At 71.1% G+C, this 16,718-nt stretch carries 16 protein-coding genes; 14 read left to right on the top strand and 2 right to left on the bottom strand.

Annotated elements, in window-relative coordinates:
* Window positions 1-51 precede the first annotated feature (51 nt).
* Window positions 52-915: a CoA ester lyase gene (locus MKP15_RS09625; protein ID WP_104939943.1), complete on the bottom strand. Its 864-nt coding sequence runs from the start codon at window positions 913-915 to the stop codon at window positions 52-54.
* Window positions 916-1,058: 143 nt separating this feature from the next.
* Between MKP15_RS09625 and xth the strand changes: the two genes are divergently transcribed.
* Window positions 1,059-1,829: an exodeoxyribonuclease III gene (xth, locus tag MKP15_RS09620; RefSeq protein WP_161615187.1), complete on the top strand. Its 771-nt coding sequence runs from the start codon at window positions 1,059-1,061 to the stop codon at window positions 1,827-1,829.
* Window positions 1,830-1,916: 87 nt separating this feature from the next.
* Here xth and MKP15_RS09615 read toward each other — a convergent pair whose 3' ends face one another.
* A complete protein-coding gene (locus tag MKP15_RS09615) occupies window positions 1,917-2,171 on the bottom strand; it encodes a GlsB/YeaQ/YmgE family stress response membrane protein (RefSeq protein ID WP_104939941.1) in 255 nt (84 codons plus the stop codon).
* Between the two features lie 87 nt (window positions 2,172-2,258).
* On the opposite strand from MKP15_RS09615, the gene MKP15_RS09610 reads away from it, so the two are divergent.
* The 13 genes from MKP15_RS09610 to MKP15_RS09550 all read left to right on the top strand — a co-directional run bounded on the left by MKP15_RS09610 (window position 2,259) and on the right by MKP15_RS09550 (window position 16,605).
* Window positions 2,259-2,855 carry a 4'-phosphopantetheinyl transferase superfamily protein gene (locus tag MKP15_RS09610; RefSeq protein WP_161615188.1) on the top strand — a complete coding sequence of 199 codons (597 nt, stop codon included), beginning with the start codon at window positions 2,259-2,261 and terminating at the stop codon, window positions 2,853-2,855.
* Between the two features lie 105 nt (window positions 2,856-2,960).
* On the top strand, window positions 2,961-3,599 hold the full coding sequence (rsmG, locus tag MKP15_RS09605) for a 16S rRNA (guanine(527)-N(7))-methyltransferase RsmG (RefSeq protein WP_240212566.1): 639 nt from the start codon (window positions 2,961-2,963) through the stop codon (window positions 3,597-3,599).
* A gap of 195 nt (window positions 3,600-3,794) precedes the next feature.
* Window positions 3,795-4,592, top strand: a complete 798-nt coding sequence (locus MKP15_RS09600; protein ID WP_054668374.1) for a ParA family protein — start codon at window positions 3,795-3,797, stop codon at window positions 4,590-4,592.
* Window positions 4,592-5,506 carry a ParB/RepB/Spo0J family partition protein gene (locus MKP15_RS09595; RefSeq protein WP_240212565.1) on the top strand — a complete coding sequence of 305 codons (915 nt, stop codon included), beginning with the start codon at window positions 4,592-4,594 and terminating at the stop codon, window positions 5,504-5,506. The genes MKP15_RS09600 and MKP15_RS09595 overlap by 1 nt, the downstream gene beginning before the upstream one ends.
* Window positions 5,507-5,540: 34 nt before the next feature.
* Entirely contained in the window at window positions 5,541-5,843 is a 303-nt protein-coding gene (locus tag MKP15_RS09590; protein ID WP_054668371.1) for a helix-hairpin-helix domain-containing protein, read from the top strand.
* Window positions 5,844-6,050: 207 nt separating this feature from the next.
* Window positions 6,051-7,016 (top strand): SDR family NAD(P)-dependent oxidoreductase, encoded by a 966-nt coding sequence (locus tag MKP15_RS09585; RefSeq protein ID WP_240212564.1) that lies wholly within the window; start codon window positions 6,051-6,053, stop codon window positions 7,014-7,016.
* A gap of 70 nt (window positions 7,017-7,086) precedes the next feature.
* Window positions 7,087-7,809 (top strand): glycosyltransferase family 2 protein, encoded by a 723-nt coding sequence (locus MKP15_RS09580; RefSeq protein WP_104939936.1) that lies wholly within the window; start codon window positions 7,087-7,089, stop codon window positions 7,807-7,809.
* Entirely contained in the window at window positions 7,806-8,144 is a 339-nt protein-coding gene (locus MKP15_RS09575; protein WP_104940318.1) for a lipid-A-disaccharide synthase N-terminal domain-containing protein, read from the top strand. Before MKP15_RS09580 ends, MKP15_RS09575 begins: the two co-directional genes overlap by 4 nt.
* 144 nt (window positions 8,145-8,288) lie before the next feature.
* Entirely contained in the window at window positions 8,289-10,076 is a 1,788-nt protein-coding gene (locus MKP15_RS09570) for a DUF885 family protein (protein WP_240212574.1), read from the top strand.
* Between the two features lie 637 nt (window positions 10,077-10,713).
* A complete protein-coding gene (locus MKP15_RS09565; protein WP_161615192.1) occupies window positions 10,714-11,097 on the top strand; it encodes a hypothetical protein in 384 nt (127 codons plus the stop codon).
* 54 nt (window positions 11,098-11,151) lie between these two features.
* The gene (locus MKP15_RS09560) at window positions 11,152-12,423 is read left to right on the top strand and encodes a TolC family protein (RefSeq protein WP_240212563.1); all 1,272 of its coding nucleotides are present in this window, start codon (window positions 11,152-11,154) and stop codon (window positions 12,421-12,423) included.
* A complete protein-coding gene (locus MKP15_RS09555; protein ID WP_240212562.1) occupies window positions 12,420-13,412 on the top strand; it encodes an efflux RND transporter periplasmic adaptor subunit in 993 nt (330 codons plus the stop codon). The genes MKP15_RS09560 and MKP15_RS09555 overlap by 4 nt, the downstream gene beginning before the upstream one ends.
* A gap of 19 nt (window positions 13,413-13,431) precedes the next feature.
* A complete protein-coding gene (locus tag MKP15_RS09550; protein ID WP_240212573.1) occupies window positions 13,432-16,605 on the top strand; it encodes a CusA/CzcA family heavy metal efflux RND transporter in 3,174 nt (1,057 codons plus the stop codon).
* The last annotated feature ends 113 nt before the right edge of the window (window positions 16,606-16,718 follow it).

Raw genomic sequence — 16,718 nt, 5'->3', positions numbered from 1 at the left:
ACGGGCGCTACTGCGGGTATCGGCATCGATGTGGCTCGGCAGGGCAGGGGGTCAGGACGCGGCGTGGGCGCGGCCGGCGGTGGCCAGCAGCGCTTCGGCGCGGCGCAGGAAAGGCAGGTCGATCATGCGTCCCTCGAACAGGAACGCGCCGCGGCCCTGGGCGCTGGCGGCCGCGGCGGCGGCGACGATGCGGCCGGCTTCGGCGAGCGCCGCGTCGGACACGCCGAACACCGCGTTGGCCAGGCCCACCTGGCGCGGGTGGATGCAGCTTTTGCCGATGAAGCCGAGGTCGCGGGCCAGCCGCGCCTCGGCACGGAACCCGTCCTCGTCGGCGACATCGGGGAACGCGCCATCGCAGGCGAACACCCCGGCCTCGGCCGCCGCCATGCGCAGCGCGAACAGGGTGGCGTGGACGTTGTCCGTGGTGCGGGCGACGCCGTTGGGCGCGAACAGGTCGCCGAGGCCCAGCTGCAGCCCGGCCACGCGTGGATGCGCGGCGGCCAGCTCGGCGGCCAGGCGCAGGCCGCGCGGCGTCTCGATGTTGAGCAGCAGGCCGATCGGCCGCGCAACGCCGTTGCCGGCCTCGGCGCGTTCCAGCACCGCGACTGCCTGGTGCACCTGCGCCACCGATTCGACCTTGGGCAGGTTGAGCAGCCACACCGAGGGCAACGCCACCGCGGCCAGGTCGGCGGCGAAATGGGCGGTGTCGGTGCCGTTGCAGCGTACGATCAGCAGCCGCCCGCTGGCGGCGACGTCCGCGCGGCGCAGGAACCCGCCGACCTGTACCCGGGCGGCGGCCTTGCCGGCCTCCGGCACCGAATCCTCCAGGTCGAATGACAGGACATCGGCCGCGCCGGCCAGCGCCTTGTCGAACAGTTCCGGGCGTGCGCCGGGCACGAACAGCTTGCTACGCATGGTTTCCCCTCATCCTGCGGGGCAGTCTGCGCGATTCGGAACGCTGAAAAAGTGTATTCCCCGACATTCATGCAATAGCGTTTGTTTGCAGTGCCGGCGCCGCCGCCGGCCCGGTGCGCGGCGCCAGGCCGTAGAATCGCGCCATGAAAATCGCCTCGTGGAACGTCAATTCGCTCAATGTCCGCCTGCCGCACCTGGAACAGTGGCTGGCCGGCTTCGCCCCGGACGTGGTCGGCATCCAGGAAACCAAGCTGGAGGATCACAGGTTCCCGGACACGCGGCTGCTGGAACTGGGCTACCGCAACGTGTTCGCCGGGCAGAAGACCTACAACGGCGTGGCGCTGCTGGCGCGCGACCCGATCGAGGACGTGCAGGTCGGCATCCCCGGCTTCGACGACGAGCAGAAACGGGCGATCGCCGGCACCGTCAATGGCGTGCGCGTGGTCAACCTCTATGTGGTGAACGGGCAGGACGTGGGCACCGACAAGTACGCCTACAAGCTGCGCTGGCTGGAGGCGGTGCACGGCTGGATCGCCGACGAGCTGCGGAAGTACCCGAAGCTGGTGGTGCTGGGCGACTTCAACATCGCCCCCGACGACCGCGACGTGCACGACCCGGCGGTCTGGAACGGCGACCACATCCTGACGTCGACCGCCGAGCGTGGCGCGCTGAACAAGCTGCTGCAGCTGGGCCTGCACGACGGTTTCCGGCTGCACAACGACGCCGCCGGGGTGTTCAGCTGGTGGGATTACCGCGCCGCCGGCTTCCGCCGCGACCTGGGCCTGCGTATCGACCTGACCCTGGTGTCCGAGGCGCTGCGGCCCAAGGCGGTGGCCGCCGGCATCGACCGCGAGCCGCGTACCTGGGACCGCCCCAGCGACCATGCGCCGGCCTGGGTGGTGGTTGAGGAGTGAGAGAAAAGAAGGAGTGAGAAGTGAGAGAAAGGCAGGGGCGCGCCCGCTTTTTCCCACTCCTCACTCCTCTTCACTCACTCCTTGGTTCTACCGGATGCTCTTGCGCGTGAACAGGTTGACGATGGCCAGCAGGATCACCGCGCCCACCAGTGACAACAGGAACGAACGCAGGGTGATGGCGCCGTTGATGCTGCCGCCGCTGAACAGGAAGCCGGCGATCATTGCGCCGATGATGCCCACCACGATGTTCAGGATGATGCCCTGCTGCGCGTCGCGGCGCATGATGAGGCTGGCCAGCCAGCCGACTACGCCGCCCACGATCAACCAGATGATGATGCCCATGCCGATGTCTCCTTTCGTGTGTGCACCCGGAGCGGTGCGACCGGTGCAGTCAAGACGATCGGGCGTGAAGCGCTTGTGGACCGCGGCGTGGCGTTGATGCAAACGCTTCAGGCCTGGCGCTTCGGGCAGGTCAGGGTATGGCAGCTGCCGCACCAGCCCGGCGCGCGTGGCGAGCCGCAGGCGCGCGAACTGCTGGCGGCCGAACTCGGCACCACACCGCAGGCGCTGCCGCTGACCCGCGACGAGCGCGGGCGGCCCTGGCTGATCGGCGAACTGGCCCATTACGGCACCGGCTGGAGCCACAGCGGCGGCCACCTGCTGGTGGCGCTGGGCGAACACGCCCGGCTCGGCGTGGACCTGGAACAGCAGCGCCCGCGCCGGCAGATGCGTCAGGTGATCGCGCGCTTCTTCCATCCCGACGAGATCGCCTGGCTGGACGGCCTGGACGATGCCGCCCGCGAACACTGGTTCTTCCGCGTGTGGTGCGCCAAGGAAGCGCTGCTCAAGGCGCATGGACACGGCCTGTCCTTCGGCCTGCACCGGTTGTGCTTCGCTCCCGGCGCGGACGGTGCGCTGCGCCTGGCCTGGTGCGACCCCGGGCTTGGCGAAGCCGCGCGCTGGCACCTGCACGAATGGCAGGCCACGCCGGACTTCCGCGCCGCGCTGGCCTGGTACCCGTTCTGAGGAGTGAGCGAAGAGGAGTGAGAAGTGAGTAAAAGCCAAGCGCTCCCGCTTCTTCTCACTCCTCACTCCTCTTCACTCACTCCTGCCCTTTGCGATAATCCGGCCATGAACGACACTTCCCTCCCGCCCGGCGTGGCCGACGAACTGCAGCGCGGCCTGCAGGCCATGGGCCTGGACGCCGCGCTGGCGCCGCCGCTGCTGGCCTACCTGGCGCTGCTGGTGCGCTGGAACCGCACCTACAACCTCACCGCCATCCGCGACCCGCACGAGATGGTCACCCGCCACCTGCTCGATTCGCTGGCGATGGTGCCGCACGTCGAATCCGGCACCCTGGCCGACCTCGGCACCGGCCCGGGGCTGCCCGGCATCCCGCTGGCCATCGCCCGCCCGCAGCTGCAGGTGACGCTGGTGGAGAGCAACGGCAAGAAGGCGCGCTTCCTGCGCGAAGCGGTGCGCCAGCTCGGCCTGGGCAACGCCCGCGTCGCCGAATCCCGCGCCGAAGCGCTGGACGAGCCGGCCGCCTACGACAACCTCACCGCGCGCGCCATGGACACCCTGGCCGGCATCGTCGCGGTCGGCGGCCACCTGCTGCGCCCCGGCGGCCACCTGCTGGCGATGAAGGGCGTATACCCGCACGAGGAAATCGCCGCGCTGCCGGCCGACTGGCACGTGCTCGAGGTGCGCCCGCTGCCGGTGCCGGGGCTGGTCGGCGAGCGCCACCTGGTGGTGTGCAGCCGCACCTAGGTTCCGCTCCCCGCCGGACCAATGGGGCGGGCGCGGCTGGCGAGGCATTCCGCACGGCGCCTGACGCCCTGCGGGCCGCCCCGCCCGGGGCCGGGAGGCGCACGGCCACATGCGGCAAGGCCCGGATTTCCCCGATCCGGCCCCCAGCCCGCATAATGGCCAGTCCCAACCTTCCAGCCCATGAGGCCCATCCGCATGGCTCGCATCATCGCCATCGCCAACCAGAAAGGCGGCGTCGGCAAGACCACCACCGCCGTGAACCTGGCCGCCGCCCTTGCCGCAGCGCCCCGGCGCGTGCTGCTGGTCGACCTGGATTCGCAGGGCAACGCGACCATGGGCAGCGGCGTGGACAAGCGCGAGGTCGCGGCATCGACCTGCGACCTGCTGCTGGGCGAGAGCGCCGCGGCCGATATCCGGGTGAAGGCGCCGGAGGGCTACGACCTGCTGCCGGGCAACATCGACCTGACCGCGGCCGAGATCCAGCTGATGGAGCAGGAAGGCCGCGAACAGCGGCTCAAGCGCGCGCTGGCGCCGATCCGCGGCGAGTACGACTTCATCCTGATCGACTGCCCGCCGGCACTGTCGCTGCTGACCCTCAACGCGCTGGCCGCCGCCGACTCGGTGCTGGTGCCGATGCAGTGCGAGTACTACGCGCTGGAAGGCCTGAGCGCGCTGGTGGAGACGATCGAGGCGCTGCGTGCCAACCTGAACCCGGCGCTGGAAATCGAAGGCGTGCTGCGCACCATGTTCGACGTGCGCAACAACCTGGCCAACGCGGTCTCGGCCGAGTTGACCGAGCATTTCGGCGACCGCGTGTTCCGCACCATCGTGCCGCGCAACGTGCGCCTGGCCGAGGCGCCGAGCCACGGCCAGAGCATCGTCGGCTACGACCGCACCTCGCGCGGCGGCGTGGCCTACCTCGGCCTGGCGGGCGAACTGATCCGCCGCACCGATGAACGCAACAGGGCCGTCAGGGCCATGGAGGCTGTCTGATGAGCGCTGCGAAGAAACGTGGACTGGGCCGTGGCCTCGATGCGCTGCTGGGCCCCAAGGGCGCGGTGACCCCGGTGTCGGTGGCGGCGGTGGCCGAGCCGCAGCCGGGCGAGGTGCTGCGCAAGCTGCAGATCGACCTGCTGCAGCCGGGCAAGTACCAGCCGCGCCGCGAGATGGACGAGGCCAAGCTGTCCGAGCTGTCCGAGTCGATCAAGGCCCAGGGCGTGATCCAGCCGATCCTGGTGCGCCAGGTCGAGGGCGGCAGGTACGAGATCGTCGCCGGCGAACGCCGCTGGCGCGCCTCGCGCCTGGCCGGGCTGGACGAAGTGCCGGTGGTGGTGCGCGAACTGGAAGACCGCACCGTCATCGCCATGGCGCTGATCGAGAACATCCAGCGCGAGGACCTCAACCCGCTGGAAGAAGCCGAGGCGCTGCAGCGGCTGATCTCCGAGTTCTCGCTGACCCACGCCGAAGCCGCGCAGGCGGTGGGCCGCTCGCGCGCCTCGGTGTCCAACCTGCTGCGCCTGATCGACCTGCCCGCCGGCGTGCGCGTGCTGCTGGAAAGCCGCCGCCTGGAAATGGGCCACGCCCGCGCGCTGCTGACGCTGGCGCCGGAGCTGGCGACCAAGCTGGCGCAGGACGCCGCCGACGAAGGCTGGTCGGTGCGCGAGGTCGAGCACCGCGCCCAGCAGTTCGCCGCCGGCAAGGTGCCCGGGGCGCGCAAGGCCAGGCCGGCGCCGAGCGCGCCGCAGGCCGACATCGCCTCGCTGGAGACCGAGCTGTCCGAATCGCTGGGCACCAGGGTCGCCATCAACCACGGCCGCGGCGGCAAGGGCAAGCTGGTCATCCACTACACCGACCTGGACACGCTCGACGGCGTGCTGGAGAGGCTGCGTACCCGTCAGCACGGCTGACGTTCCCTCCCACCCCCGAGGTGCATGCAAGGCAATGAACCCCACCAAGGTCGACCGCAATCACCTGTTGCGTCTGACCGACCTGCCGAATGTCGGGCCGGCCTGTGAAAAGGATCTCCGTCTGATCGGGATCCGGGTTCCCGCGCACCTGCGCGGGCGTGATCCCTATGACATGTACGCGCAGCTGTGCCTGAAGACCGGCGTGGTGCACGACCCCTGCGTGATCGACGTGTTCCTGTCGGTCGTGCGCTTCATGGAGGGCGGCGATCCGCAGCCGTGGTGGGCCTTCAGCCGCGAGCGCAAGGCCGCCCTGGCGCGGGACCCGCTGACGCTGTGAGCGGGCGTCCCGGTCCACGCCGGGAGGCGCGGCGGCGATAATGGCCGGCATCCACCCACCGCCGCCCCGCGGGGCCGGGTGTGCAGCGGCGGCCCAGGCGCCGCACGCCGCATGCCGCGCAACCGCTGCCGGCCGGTGGTGGTGCCGGCGCCGATGCCGCTTCCCCGTGGAGCGGCGCTTGACCCAGTTTTTTTCCGGACCAGACAGATGACCGTTCTCGTCACCGGCGCCGCCGGCTTCATCGGCGCCTACACCTGCCAGGCCTTGGCCGCGCGCGGCGCGCGCGTGGTCGGGCTGGACAACTACAACGACTACTACGACCCGCAGCTCAAGCGCGACCGCGTCGCCGCGCTGTGCCCGCAGGTCGACATCCGCGCGCTGGACCTGACCGACCGCGACGGCCTGGCCGCGCTGTTCGACGAGATCCGCCCGTCGCGGGTCATCCACCTGGCCGCGCAGGCCGGCGTGCGCTACTCGCTGCAGAACCCGCATGCCTACGTCGACAGCAACCTGGCCGGCTTCGTCAACATGCTCGAGCTGTGCCGCCACCGCGACGTGCAGCACCTGGTCTATGCATCCAGCAGCTCGGTGTACGGCGATTCGGCCACGCCGCCGTTCTCCGAGGACCAGCGCGTGGACCGGCCGCGCTCGCTGTACGCGGCGACCAAGGCCGCCAACGAGCTGATGGCATACACCTACGCGCAGCTGTATGGCCTGCGCGCCACCGGCCTGCGCTTCTTCACCGTGTACGGCCCGTGGGGCCGGCCGGACATGGCGCCGCTGCTGTTCTCGCGCGCGGTGCTGGCCGGGCGGCCGATCGAGGTGTTCAACGAAGGCCGCATGCGCCGCGACTTCACGCATGTTTCCGACATCGTCGCCGGTATCCTCGGTGCACTCGACCACCCTTCGGAGGACGGCGTGCCGCACCGGGTATTCAACCTCGGCAACCACACCCCGGTGGAGCTGGAACGCTTCATCGAGGTGATCGCCAGCGCCGCCGGGCGCCCGGCGCTGAAGGTCTACAAGCCGATGCAGCCGGGCGACATGGTCGAGACCATGGCCGACACCGCGCGCGCCCGCGCCGCCTTCGGCTTCGACCCGGCCACCCCGATCGAGGCCGGACTGCCGCGGGTGGTGGCCTGGTGCCGCGACTACTTCGGCGCCGCCGCCTGACCCCTCTTCCAGCCAGCCGCGTACCCGAAAATGCGCGGTCTTTCCTCTTACTGCACGAACGGATCCCGCGATGAGCCAACCCGCACTTTCGGTGGTCGTCCCCGTCTTCAACGAACGCGACAACGTCGCCCCGCTGGTTGCCGAGATCACCGCCGCGCTGCGCGGCCGGGTCGATTTCGAGATCGTCTACGTCGATGACGACTCCAAGGACGACACCCTGCAGGTACTGCGCGCGCTCAAGGCCGCCACCCCGGAGCTGCGGGTGCTGCACCACGTCAGCCAGAGCGGGCAGAGCACCGCCGTGCGCACCGGGGTCAAGGCCGCGCGCGGGCCGTGGATCGCCACCCTCGATGGCGACGGCCAGAACGACCCGGCCGACATCCCGAAACTGCTGGCCGCGCGCGACGCCGCCGCGCCCGCGGTGAAGCTGTTCGCCGGCTGGCGGGTCAACCGCCAGGACTCCGGCTCCAAGCGCTGGGCCAGCCGCTGGGCCAACCGCATCCGCGCGCGCATGCTGCGCGACGACACGCCCGATACCGGCTGCGGCATCAAGCTGTTCGAGCGCGCGGCGTTCCTCGACCTGCCGTACTTCGACCACATGCACCGCTACCTGCCGGCGCTGATGCAGCGTGCCGGCTGGCAGACCGTGAGCGTGCCGGTCAACCACCGCCACCGCACCGCCGGGGTGTCCAAGTACAACAACCTCGGCCGTGCCCTGGTCGGCATCCGCGACCTGCGCGGCGTGGCCTGGCTGATCGTGCGCAGCAGGCGCACCGCGGTCGAGGAGGTCTGAGCATGGATTTCATGAGCCAGCCGCTGCCGTGGCTGGAGTGGACCGGCGTGCACATGTCGCCGTGGAAGCTGATCGGCCTGACCGGCACCCTGATGTTCGGCGGCCGCTGGCTGGTGCAGTTCATCGCCAGCAAGCGCGAGGGCAAGCCGGTGATCCCGCGCCTGTTCTGGTACATGAGCATCCTCGGCAGCCTGATGACGCTGAGCTACTTCATCTTCGGCAAGAACGACGCGGTGGGCATCCTCGGCAACCTGTTCCCCACGTTCACCGCGCTCTACAGCCTGTACCTGGACATCCGCCACCGCGGCTGGAAGCGGGACAGGGCCGGGCACTGAGCCACCGGCGGCAGCCGGCGCCGCGCGGCCGCGCCGATCCGGCCCACGTCCCGGCACGGCGCGTGCGGGCAGGACTTTCGAACCATGCACGGCCGCGCCGCCGGTGACATGATCGGGCTCTGTTTCCCGAAGAGCCCGCCGTTCGTGAAAACCACCCTGTCCGCCGCCCTGCTGCTCGCCCTTGCCCTGCCGGGCGCCATCGTCCACGCCGCCCCCGCCAGGACGTCCGCCCCCGCGGCGCTGGCCGTGCAGGATGCCGATGCGCAGTTCAAGGCGATCTACACCAAGGAATGGGCCTGGCGCCAGGCCGGTGGCGGCGAGGCCAGCGAGGACGCGGACGGCCCGGCCAACGCCACCCGCCTGCCGGACGTCGGCGCCGAGGCGCAGGCCGCGCGCCTGAAGGTATGGGACGACGTGCTGCAGCAGCTCAAGGCGATCGACCCGGCCACGCTCTCGGCCGAGAACCAGGTCAACTACGCCATCTACAGGTACCAGGTCGAGAACCTGGCCGACGCGGTGCGCCTGCGCACCTACGAGATGCCGTTCAACTCCGATTCCTCGTTCTGGTCGAACCTGGGATTCATGGCCCGGCGCGAGATGAAGACCGCGCAGGACTACCGCAACTACATCGCGCGGCTGAACGACGTGCCGCGCTATTTCGACCAGCAGACCGCCAACATGCGCGCCGGCCTGGAGCGTGGTTTCAGCGTGCCACGCGCGGTGCTCGACGGCCGCGATGTCTCGATCTCGACCGTGGCCGGGCTCAAGGACCCCACCGAATCGCCGCTGTACGCGCCGTTCCGCAGGCTGCCGGCCGGCATCCCGGCCGATGAGCAGCAGAAACTGCGCGAGGAAGCGCAGCAGGCGATCGCCGGCAGCGTGGTCCCGGCGTTCGGCAAGCTGCTGGCGTTCTTCCGCGAGGAATACGTGCCGCAGGCGCGCACAACCCTGGCCGCGGAAAAGATGCCCGGCGGCAAGGCGTTCTACCGCCAGCAGATCCGCGAATACACCACCCTGGACATGAGCCCGCAGCAGATCCACGCGCTGGGCCTGAGCGAGGTCAACCGCATCCAGCAGGAGATGAACGCCATCATCGACAAGGTGGGATTCAAGGGAAAGAGCGAGCAGACCCGCTTCGCCGATTTCCTCGAGTTCCTGCGCACCGATCCGCAGTTCTATGCCAAGACGCCGGAAGAGCTGCTGTGGCGCGCGGCCTGGATCTCCAAGCGCGTGGACAGCGTGATCGGCAAGTTCATGACCCTGCCGCGGGCGCGCTTCACCATCGTGCCGGTGCCGCCGGACATCGCCCCGTTCTGGACCGCCGGCCGCGGCGGCATGGGCACCTACTGGGTCAACACCTACAACCTGCCGGCGCGCCCGCTGTACAACCTGCCGGCGCTGACCCTGCATGAGTCCGACCCGGGCCATGCGCTGCAGGGCGCACTGGCCGCCGAGCAGGGCGAGCAGCCGGATTTCCGCCGCGGCGCCTACATCTCCGCCTACGGCGAGGGCTGGGGCCTGTACAGCGAGAAGCTCGGCATCGAGATGGGCATCTACGAAACCCCGTACGAGGATTTCGGGCGCCTGACCTACGAGATGTGGCGCGCCTGCCGCCTGGTGATCGACACCGGCGTGCACCACTACGGCTGGAGCCGCGAGCGTGCCATCGCCTACCTGCGCGACCACACCGCGCTGAGCGAGCACGAGGTGACCACCGAGGTCGACCGCTACATCTCCTGGCCGGCGCAGGCGCTGAGCTACAAGCTGGGCGAAATCACCATCGTCAAGCTGCGAGCGCAGGCCGAGAAGGAGCTGGGCGACAAGTTCGACGTCAAGTCGTTCCATGACGCCATCCTCAGGCAGGGCTCGGTGCCGCTGCCGGTGCTGGAGCGGCAGATCAAGGCCTACATCGAGGAGCGCAAGAAGGCCTGACCGCCCCGCTCGGTGCGTCCGCCGGCCCGCAGCGCGTCGTGCCGGGGTGTGCCCGGGCATGCGGCCCGCCGCTGGCGGCACCATCCCGGGCCGTGCGCCGGCCGCTGCCAGTGCCAGTGGCCGGCGGCCACGCACGGCGTCCGCGCGTCGCACGCCCTCGTCCACGGCAACCGACGCCAGCCGCCTGCGCTACTACACGCCTGGCAATGCGCATGAACGCGTGGATCGCCGCGAGGAACGTGCGCGGATCGGCGGCGCGCGTGGCGCTCGCGCGACGGCGCGGGTTGCTACAACGGGCCGATGGCCGTGGTGCCAGCGCACCGCCGCGCGATCGTGCGCCACTGCCACGCGCGTGTTCCCCCGCGAAGATGGCCGGCAGCCGGGCGCAGGGTTCGTCCGCTGGAGCCGCAGCGCCATTGGCGCACGCGTCCGCTCCCTGGGGTCGCGCCGTTGCCGCGGAGGCTCGTGGGCGCATGCCCGCCGGGGGCGCGGTGGCCGCGCTGCCGGCAACCGCGATGGCACCGCCCAGCGGCTGTGCGCCCCGCACGGCTGTGGGCGCGGTCGGCAGGCCGCGTGCCTGAATGCAAAGGCACCGTGCGATTGTGTAACGCGGCAGGCCGCCGCTACCCTGCCGCGCATGATCGCGTTCCTGCGCCGCCGTCCGCCGTCGCTGCTGCTCCGCCTGCTGGTGCTGGCGGTGATCGCGCTCGGCACCGCCGGCGGCGCGCTGGCGTCCGCACTGGGCGAACTGCACGCCCTGAGCCACGCCGATCATCCGTCGGCCACGCACGATCCGGTGCTGGAAGCCGATACCGGCCATGACGACGCCGACGACAGTGCCCGCCTGCTGCACGCCCTGGTGCATTGCGGCCACTGCCATGGCCACGGCGGCGTGCTGCCGTTCGCGTCGGTGGCCTGGGACGTGCCCATGCCGCCGGCGGCGACGGGCGCCACCGCGCACGACACCCACTGGCGCCCGGCGCCCACCGAAAGCCTGCTGCGCCCTCCGATTCGGGCCTGATCCACGTCCGCCGCGCGGACGTCCCGATCCCTTCCCGAAAACCGGAGATTCCCCATGTGGAAACGCCTGGCCGCGCTTGCGGCCCTGGCGATCGCACCGTGCGCCATCGCGCAGGTGCCGTCGCCGCCTGAACCCTTGACCCTGGACGCGGCGATCAGCCGCGTCGCCCGCACCCATCCCGACCTGCGCCTGCCCGTCCTGCAGCGTGCCGCCGCCGAGGCCCGCTACGAGGGCGCCGGCTTCAAGCCACCGCTGGCGTTCGGGGTCGATATCGAGAACGCCCTGGGCACCGGCGCCAGCCGCGGCTTCGACGCCAGCGAGGTCACCGTCTCGCTGGCCGGCGTGCTCGAACGCGGCGGCAAGCTCGACGCCCGCCGCGCCTTGGCGCAGGCCAACATCGACACCCTCGCGCCGCAGCGCGAGATCACCCGCCTGGACCTGATGGCCGAGGTGGCGCGCCGCTACCTGGCCATCACCGCCGCACGCGGCCAGCGCCGGATCGCGCTGGACGACATCGAGCAGCGTCGCCGCGCGGTCGCCGCCGCGCGAGTGCGGCTGCAGGCCGGCGCCTCGCCCGCCTCCACGCTGATGACCGCGCAGGCGGCATTGGCCCAGGCCGAACTGGACCGCGACCGTGCCGTGCAGGCCGAGCGCGCGGCACGGCTGGCGCTGGCGGCGCTGTGGAACGCGCGCGAAGCCGACTTCACCGAGGTCAGCGGCGAGCCACTGCAGCTGCCGGCGCTGGAGGACTTCCAGCAACTGGCGGCGCTGCTGTCCGATACCCCGGAGCTGGCGCTCATCGCCGGCGAGGCGCGGGTGCGCGAGGCCCAGCTGCAGCTGGCGCGCAGTGAGCTGCGCGGCAACCTGTCCTGGCAACTGGGCATGCGCAACAACCGCGACAGTGGCGACACCGCCCTGGTCGGCGGCTTCAGCCTGCCGCTGGGCAATGCCCGCCGCGCCGGGCCGGAGATCCGCGCTGCCGAGGCCGAGCTGGCGATGAGCGCAGTGCAGCGCGAATCGCGTGCGCTGCAGCTGTACTCGACGCTGGCCGAGGCCCATGGCCGTTACGCCACCGCGCGGCTGGAAGTGGCGCGCCTGGACAGCGACGTGCTGCCGCAGCTGCAGCGTGCCGAGAAGGCCGCCGAGAGCGCCTGGCGCGCCGGTGCCATCAGCTACCTGGAATGGGCGCAGCTGCAGGCCATGCGCATCGAGGCGCGGCAACGCCAGCTCGATGCCGCGCTCGCCGCGCAGACCGCCCTGATCGAAATCCAGCGCCTGACCGGGCAGCCCCTGGTCGCCACCGCTTCCGAAGGAAACACGCCATGAAGGCTTCGCTGACTGCTTTCCCGATGTTCCGCCTGGCCGCGCTGGGCCTGCTGCTGGCCGCGCTCACCGCCTGCGGCGGCGACCCCGCCGCCACCGCCAAAGATGCCGCCGCGGACGACCACGGCCATGCCGGCGACGAGGGCGGAAACCACGCCGACGAGGACACTGCGCCCGAACAGACCACCATCCCCGCCGCGCGCGCCAAAGCCGCGGGCATCGTCAGCACCGCCGTCGGCCCGGGCACCATCGCCGACGAACACGACGTGCAGGGTCTGCTGGCGCCGATCGACGGGCGCATGGCCCAGGTCACCGCGCGCTTTCCCGGCCCGATCCGCGCGCTGCGCGCCAACGTCGGCGACCGCGTGCGCGCCGGCCAGGCGCTGGCCAGCATCGACAGCAACCTGAGCCTGACCACCTATGGCGTCAGCGCACCGATCTCCGGCGTGGTGCTGTCGCGCCAGGCGCAGGTCGGCGGGGTCGCCGCCGAAGGCCAGCTGCTGTTCGAGATCGGCGATCTCTCGCAGCTGTGGGTGGACCTGCACATCTTCGGCGCCGATACCCAGCACATCACCGCCGGGGTGCCGGTCACCGTCACCCGCATGACCGATGGCGTCAGCCAGTCCACCACGCTCGAGCGCGTGTTGCCGGGCACCGCCACCGCCAGCCAGAGCACGGTGGCCCGCGCCACCGTGGACAACGCCGACGGCCTGTGGCGGCCGGGCGCGGCGGTGCGCGCGCGCATCGTCGTGGCCAGCACCCCGGCCGACATCGTGGTGCCGCTGACCGCGCTGCAGAGCATGGACGGCCGCGACGTGGTGTTCGTGCGCAACGGCGACACCTACCAGGCGCGGCCGGTCACCCTCGGCGCGCGCGACGCGCGCCAGGTGGCGGTCAGCGCCGGGCTGCGCGCCGGCGAAGAGGTGGTGGTCGAACAGAGCTACACGGTGAAGGCCGACATCGGCAAGGCGGGGGCGGGCCATGAGCACTGACTTCGCGCCGCGCCGCGGCCTGCTCGAACGCATCATCGGCGCGGCCATCGCCCATCGCTGGCTGATGCTGCTGCTCACCGGCGTGCTGGTGCTGCTCGGTGCCTGGAGCTTCAGCCGGCTGCCGATCGACGCCACCCCGGACATCACCAACGTGCAGGTGCAGATCAACACCTCCGCACCGGGCTACTCGCCGCTGGAAACCGAACAGCGCATCACCTTCCCGGTGGAGACGGTGCTGGCCGGGCTGCCGAAGATGGAGAGCGTGCGCTCGCTGTCGCGTTACGGGCTGTCGCAGGTGACGGTGGTGTTCGAGGACGGCACCGACATCTACTTCGCCCGCCAGCAGGTGGCCGAACGCCTGCAGCAGGCGCGCTCGCAGATCCCCGACGGGCTGGACCCGCAGCTCGGGCCGATCGCCACCGGCCTGGGCGAGATCTTCATGTACACCATCGATGCCGACCCCGACGCGCGCAAGGCCGATGGCAGCCCCTACACCGCCACCGACCTGCGCACCCTGCAGGACTGGGTGATCCGGCCGCAGCTGCGCAACGTGCCCGGGGTCACCGAGGTCAACACCATCGGTGGGTTCCAGCGCCAGGTGCACATCACCCCGGACCCGGCGAAGCTGCGCGCGCTGGGCTTCACCCTGGAAGACGTCGCCGCCGCGGTCGAGGCCAACAACCAGAACGTGGGCGCCGGCTACATCGAGCGCAACGGCCAGCAGTTCCTGGTGCGCGTGCCCGGCCAGGTCGCCGACCTGGAGCAGATCGGCAACATCGTGCTCGATCGCCGCGAAGGCGTGCCGATCCACGTGCACGACGTGGCCACGGTCGCCGACGGCCCGGAGCTGCGCAGCGGCGCGGCCACCCAGAACGGCCACGAAGTGGTGATGGGCACGGTGGTGATGCTGATCGGCGCCAACAGCCGCGAGGTGGCGCAGGCCGCCGCGGCCCGGCTGCAGCAGGCGCAGCGCAGCCTGCCCGCGGGCGTCACCGTCACCGCCAGCTACGACCGCACCGCGCTGGTGGACCGCACCATCCAGACCGTGGCGAAGAACCTGCTGGAAGGCGCGTTGCTGGTGATCGTGGTGCTGTTCCTGCTGCTGGGCAATTTCCGCGCGGCACTGATCACCGCCACGGTGATCCCGCTGGCGATGCTGTTCACCCTCACCGGCATGGCCCGCGGCGGCGTGTCGGCCAACCTGATGAGCCTGGGTGCGCTGGACTTCGGCCTGATCGTGGACGGCGCGGTGATCATCATCGAGAACTGCCTGCGCCGCTTCGGTGAGCGCACCCATGCACTGGGCCGGGCGATGACCCGCGCCGAGCGCTTCGCCGAGACCGCCGCCGCCACCGCCGAGGTGATCCGCCCCAGCCTGTTCGGGCTGGGCATCATCACCGCGGTGTACCTGCCGATCTTCGCCCTCACCGGGGTGGAAGGAAAAATGTTCCACCCGATGGCGATCACCGTGGTGCTGGCGCTGAGCGGGGCGATGCTGCTGTGCCTGACTTTCGTGCCGGCGGCGATCGCGCTGTTCCTCGGTGGCCGCGTGCAGGAGAAGGAGAACCGGCTGATGGCCTGGCTGCGCCGGCGCTACCAGCCGCTGCTGGACCTGGCCCTGCGCCGCGGGCGCTGGATGGTGGCCGGCGCGCTGCTGCTGGTGGTCGGCTGCGGCCTGCTGGCAACAAAGCTCGGTAGCGAGTTCGTGCCCAACCTGGACGAAGGTGACGTGGCGATGCATGCCATGCGCATCCCTGGCACCAGCCTGACCCAGTCGCTGCAGATGCAGCGCCAGATCGAGCTGCGGCTGCTGCAGTTCCCGGAAGTGGCCAAGGTGTTCTCCAAGATCGGCACGCCGGAAGTGGCCTCCGACCCGATGCCGCCGTCGGTCGCCGACACCTTCATCATGATGAAGCCACGCAGCCAGTGGCCGGACCCGCGCAAGCCGCGCGCAGGCCTGCTGGCCGAGCTGGAGGCGGCGGTGGAGGAGCTGCCGGGCAACAACTACGAGTTCACCCAGCCCATCCAGATGCGCATGAACGAGTTGATCTCCGGCGTGCGCGCCGACGTGGCGGTGATGCTCTACGGCGACGACCTGGACACGCTGGCGGAGGTGGGCCGGCGCATCGAAAAGGTGGTCGCCGGCGTGCCCGGCGCGGCCGACGTGCGGCTGGAGCAGACCAGCGGGCTGCCGCTGCTCACCGTCACCCCGGACCGGCAGAAACTGGCCGGCTATGGCCTCAACCCGGGCCAGGTGCAGTCCACCGTGGCCACCGCAGTCGGCGGGCAGGTGGCGGGGCAGCTGTTCGAGGGCGACCGCCGGTTCGACATCGTGGTGCGCCTGCCGGAGGAGCTGCGCCAGGATCCTGCGGCCCTGGCGGACCTGCCGGTGTCACTGGAAACCGCGCTGGCCAGCGGCAACGCCGATGAACTGAGCCGCAGCGGCGCCGCCGGCGTACTCACCGGCAACCCGCGTACGGTGCCGCTGCGCGAACTGGCACGCATCGACACCAGCGAAGGCCCGAACCAGATCAACCGCGACAACGGCAAACGCCGCATCGTGGTCACCGCCAACGTCCGCGACCGCGACCTGGGCAGTTTCGTCGGCGAGCTGCAGCAGGCCATCGACGCCGGGGTGAAGCTGCCGGCCGGCTACTGGGTCGACTACGGCGGCAGCTTCGAGCAGCTGATCTCGGCCAGCCAGCGGCTGGCGGTGGTGGTGCCGGCGACGCTGGTGCTGATCTTCGCGATGCTGTTCTGGGCGTTCGGCTCGGGCAAGGACGCGGCCATCGTGTTCAGCGGCGTGCCGCTGGCGCTTACCGGCGGCGTGCTGGCGCTGGCCCTGCGCGGCATCCCGCTGTCGATCTCGGCGGGCGTGGGCTTCATCGCGCTGTCCGGGGTGGCGGTGCTCAACGGGCTGGTGATGATCAGCTTCGTGCGCAGCCTGCGCGCACAGGGGAGGCCGCTGCTGGAAGCGGTGCGCGAAGGTGCGCTCGGCCGCCTGCGGCCGGTGTTGATGACCGCGCTGGTGGCGTCGCTGGGCTTCGTGCCGATGGCCTTCAACGTCGGCGCCGGCTCGGAGGTGCAGCGGCCGCTGGCCACGGTGGTGATCGGCGGCATCGTGTCCTCGACCCTGCTGACCCTGTTGCTGCTGCCGGTGCTGTACCGCTGGCTGCATCGCCGCGAAGCGTGAACCCAGCCCCGGGGCCCCCCCCCCCGCGGGGGGGGGGGGGGGGGGGGGGGGGGGGGGGGGGGCGGCGGGCGCGCCCGGGGGGGGGGGGGCCCCGGGCCGGGGGGGGGGGCGGC

It is taken from the genome of Stenotrophomonas sp. Y6 (genome assembly GCF_022436665.1).
Classification (GTDB): Bacteria; Pseudomonadota; Gammaproteobacteria; order Xanthomonadales; family Xanthomonadaceae; genus Stenotrophomonas; species Stenotrophomonas acidaminiphila_A.
The sequence above is the reverse complement of the archived record's forward strand: the minus strand, read 5'-3'. Positions and strand labels throughout refer to the sequence as shown.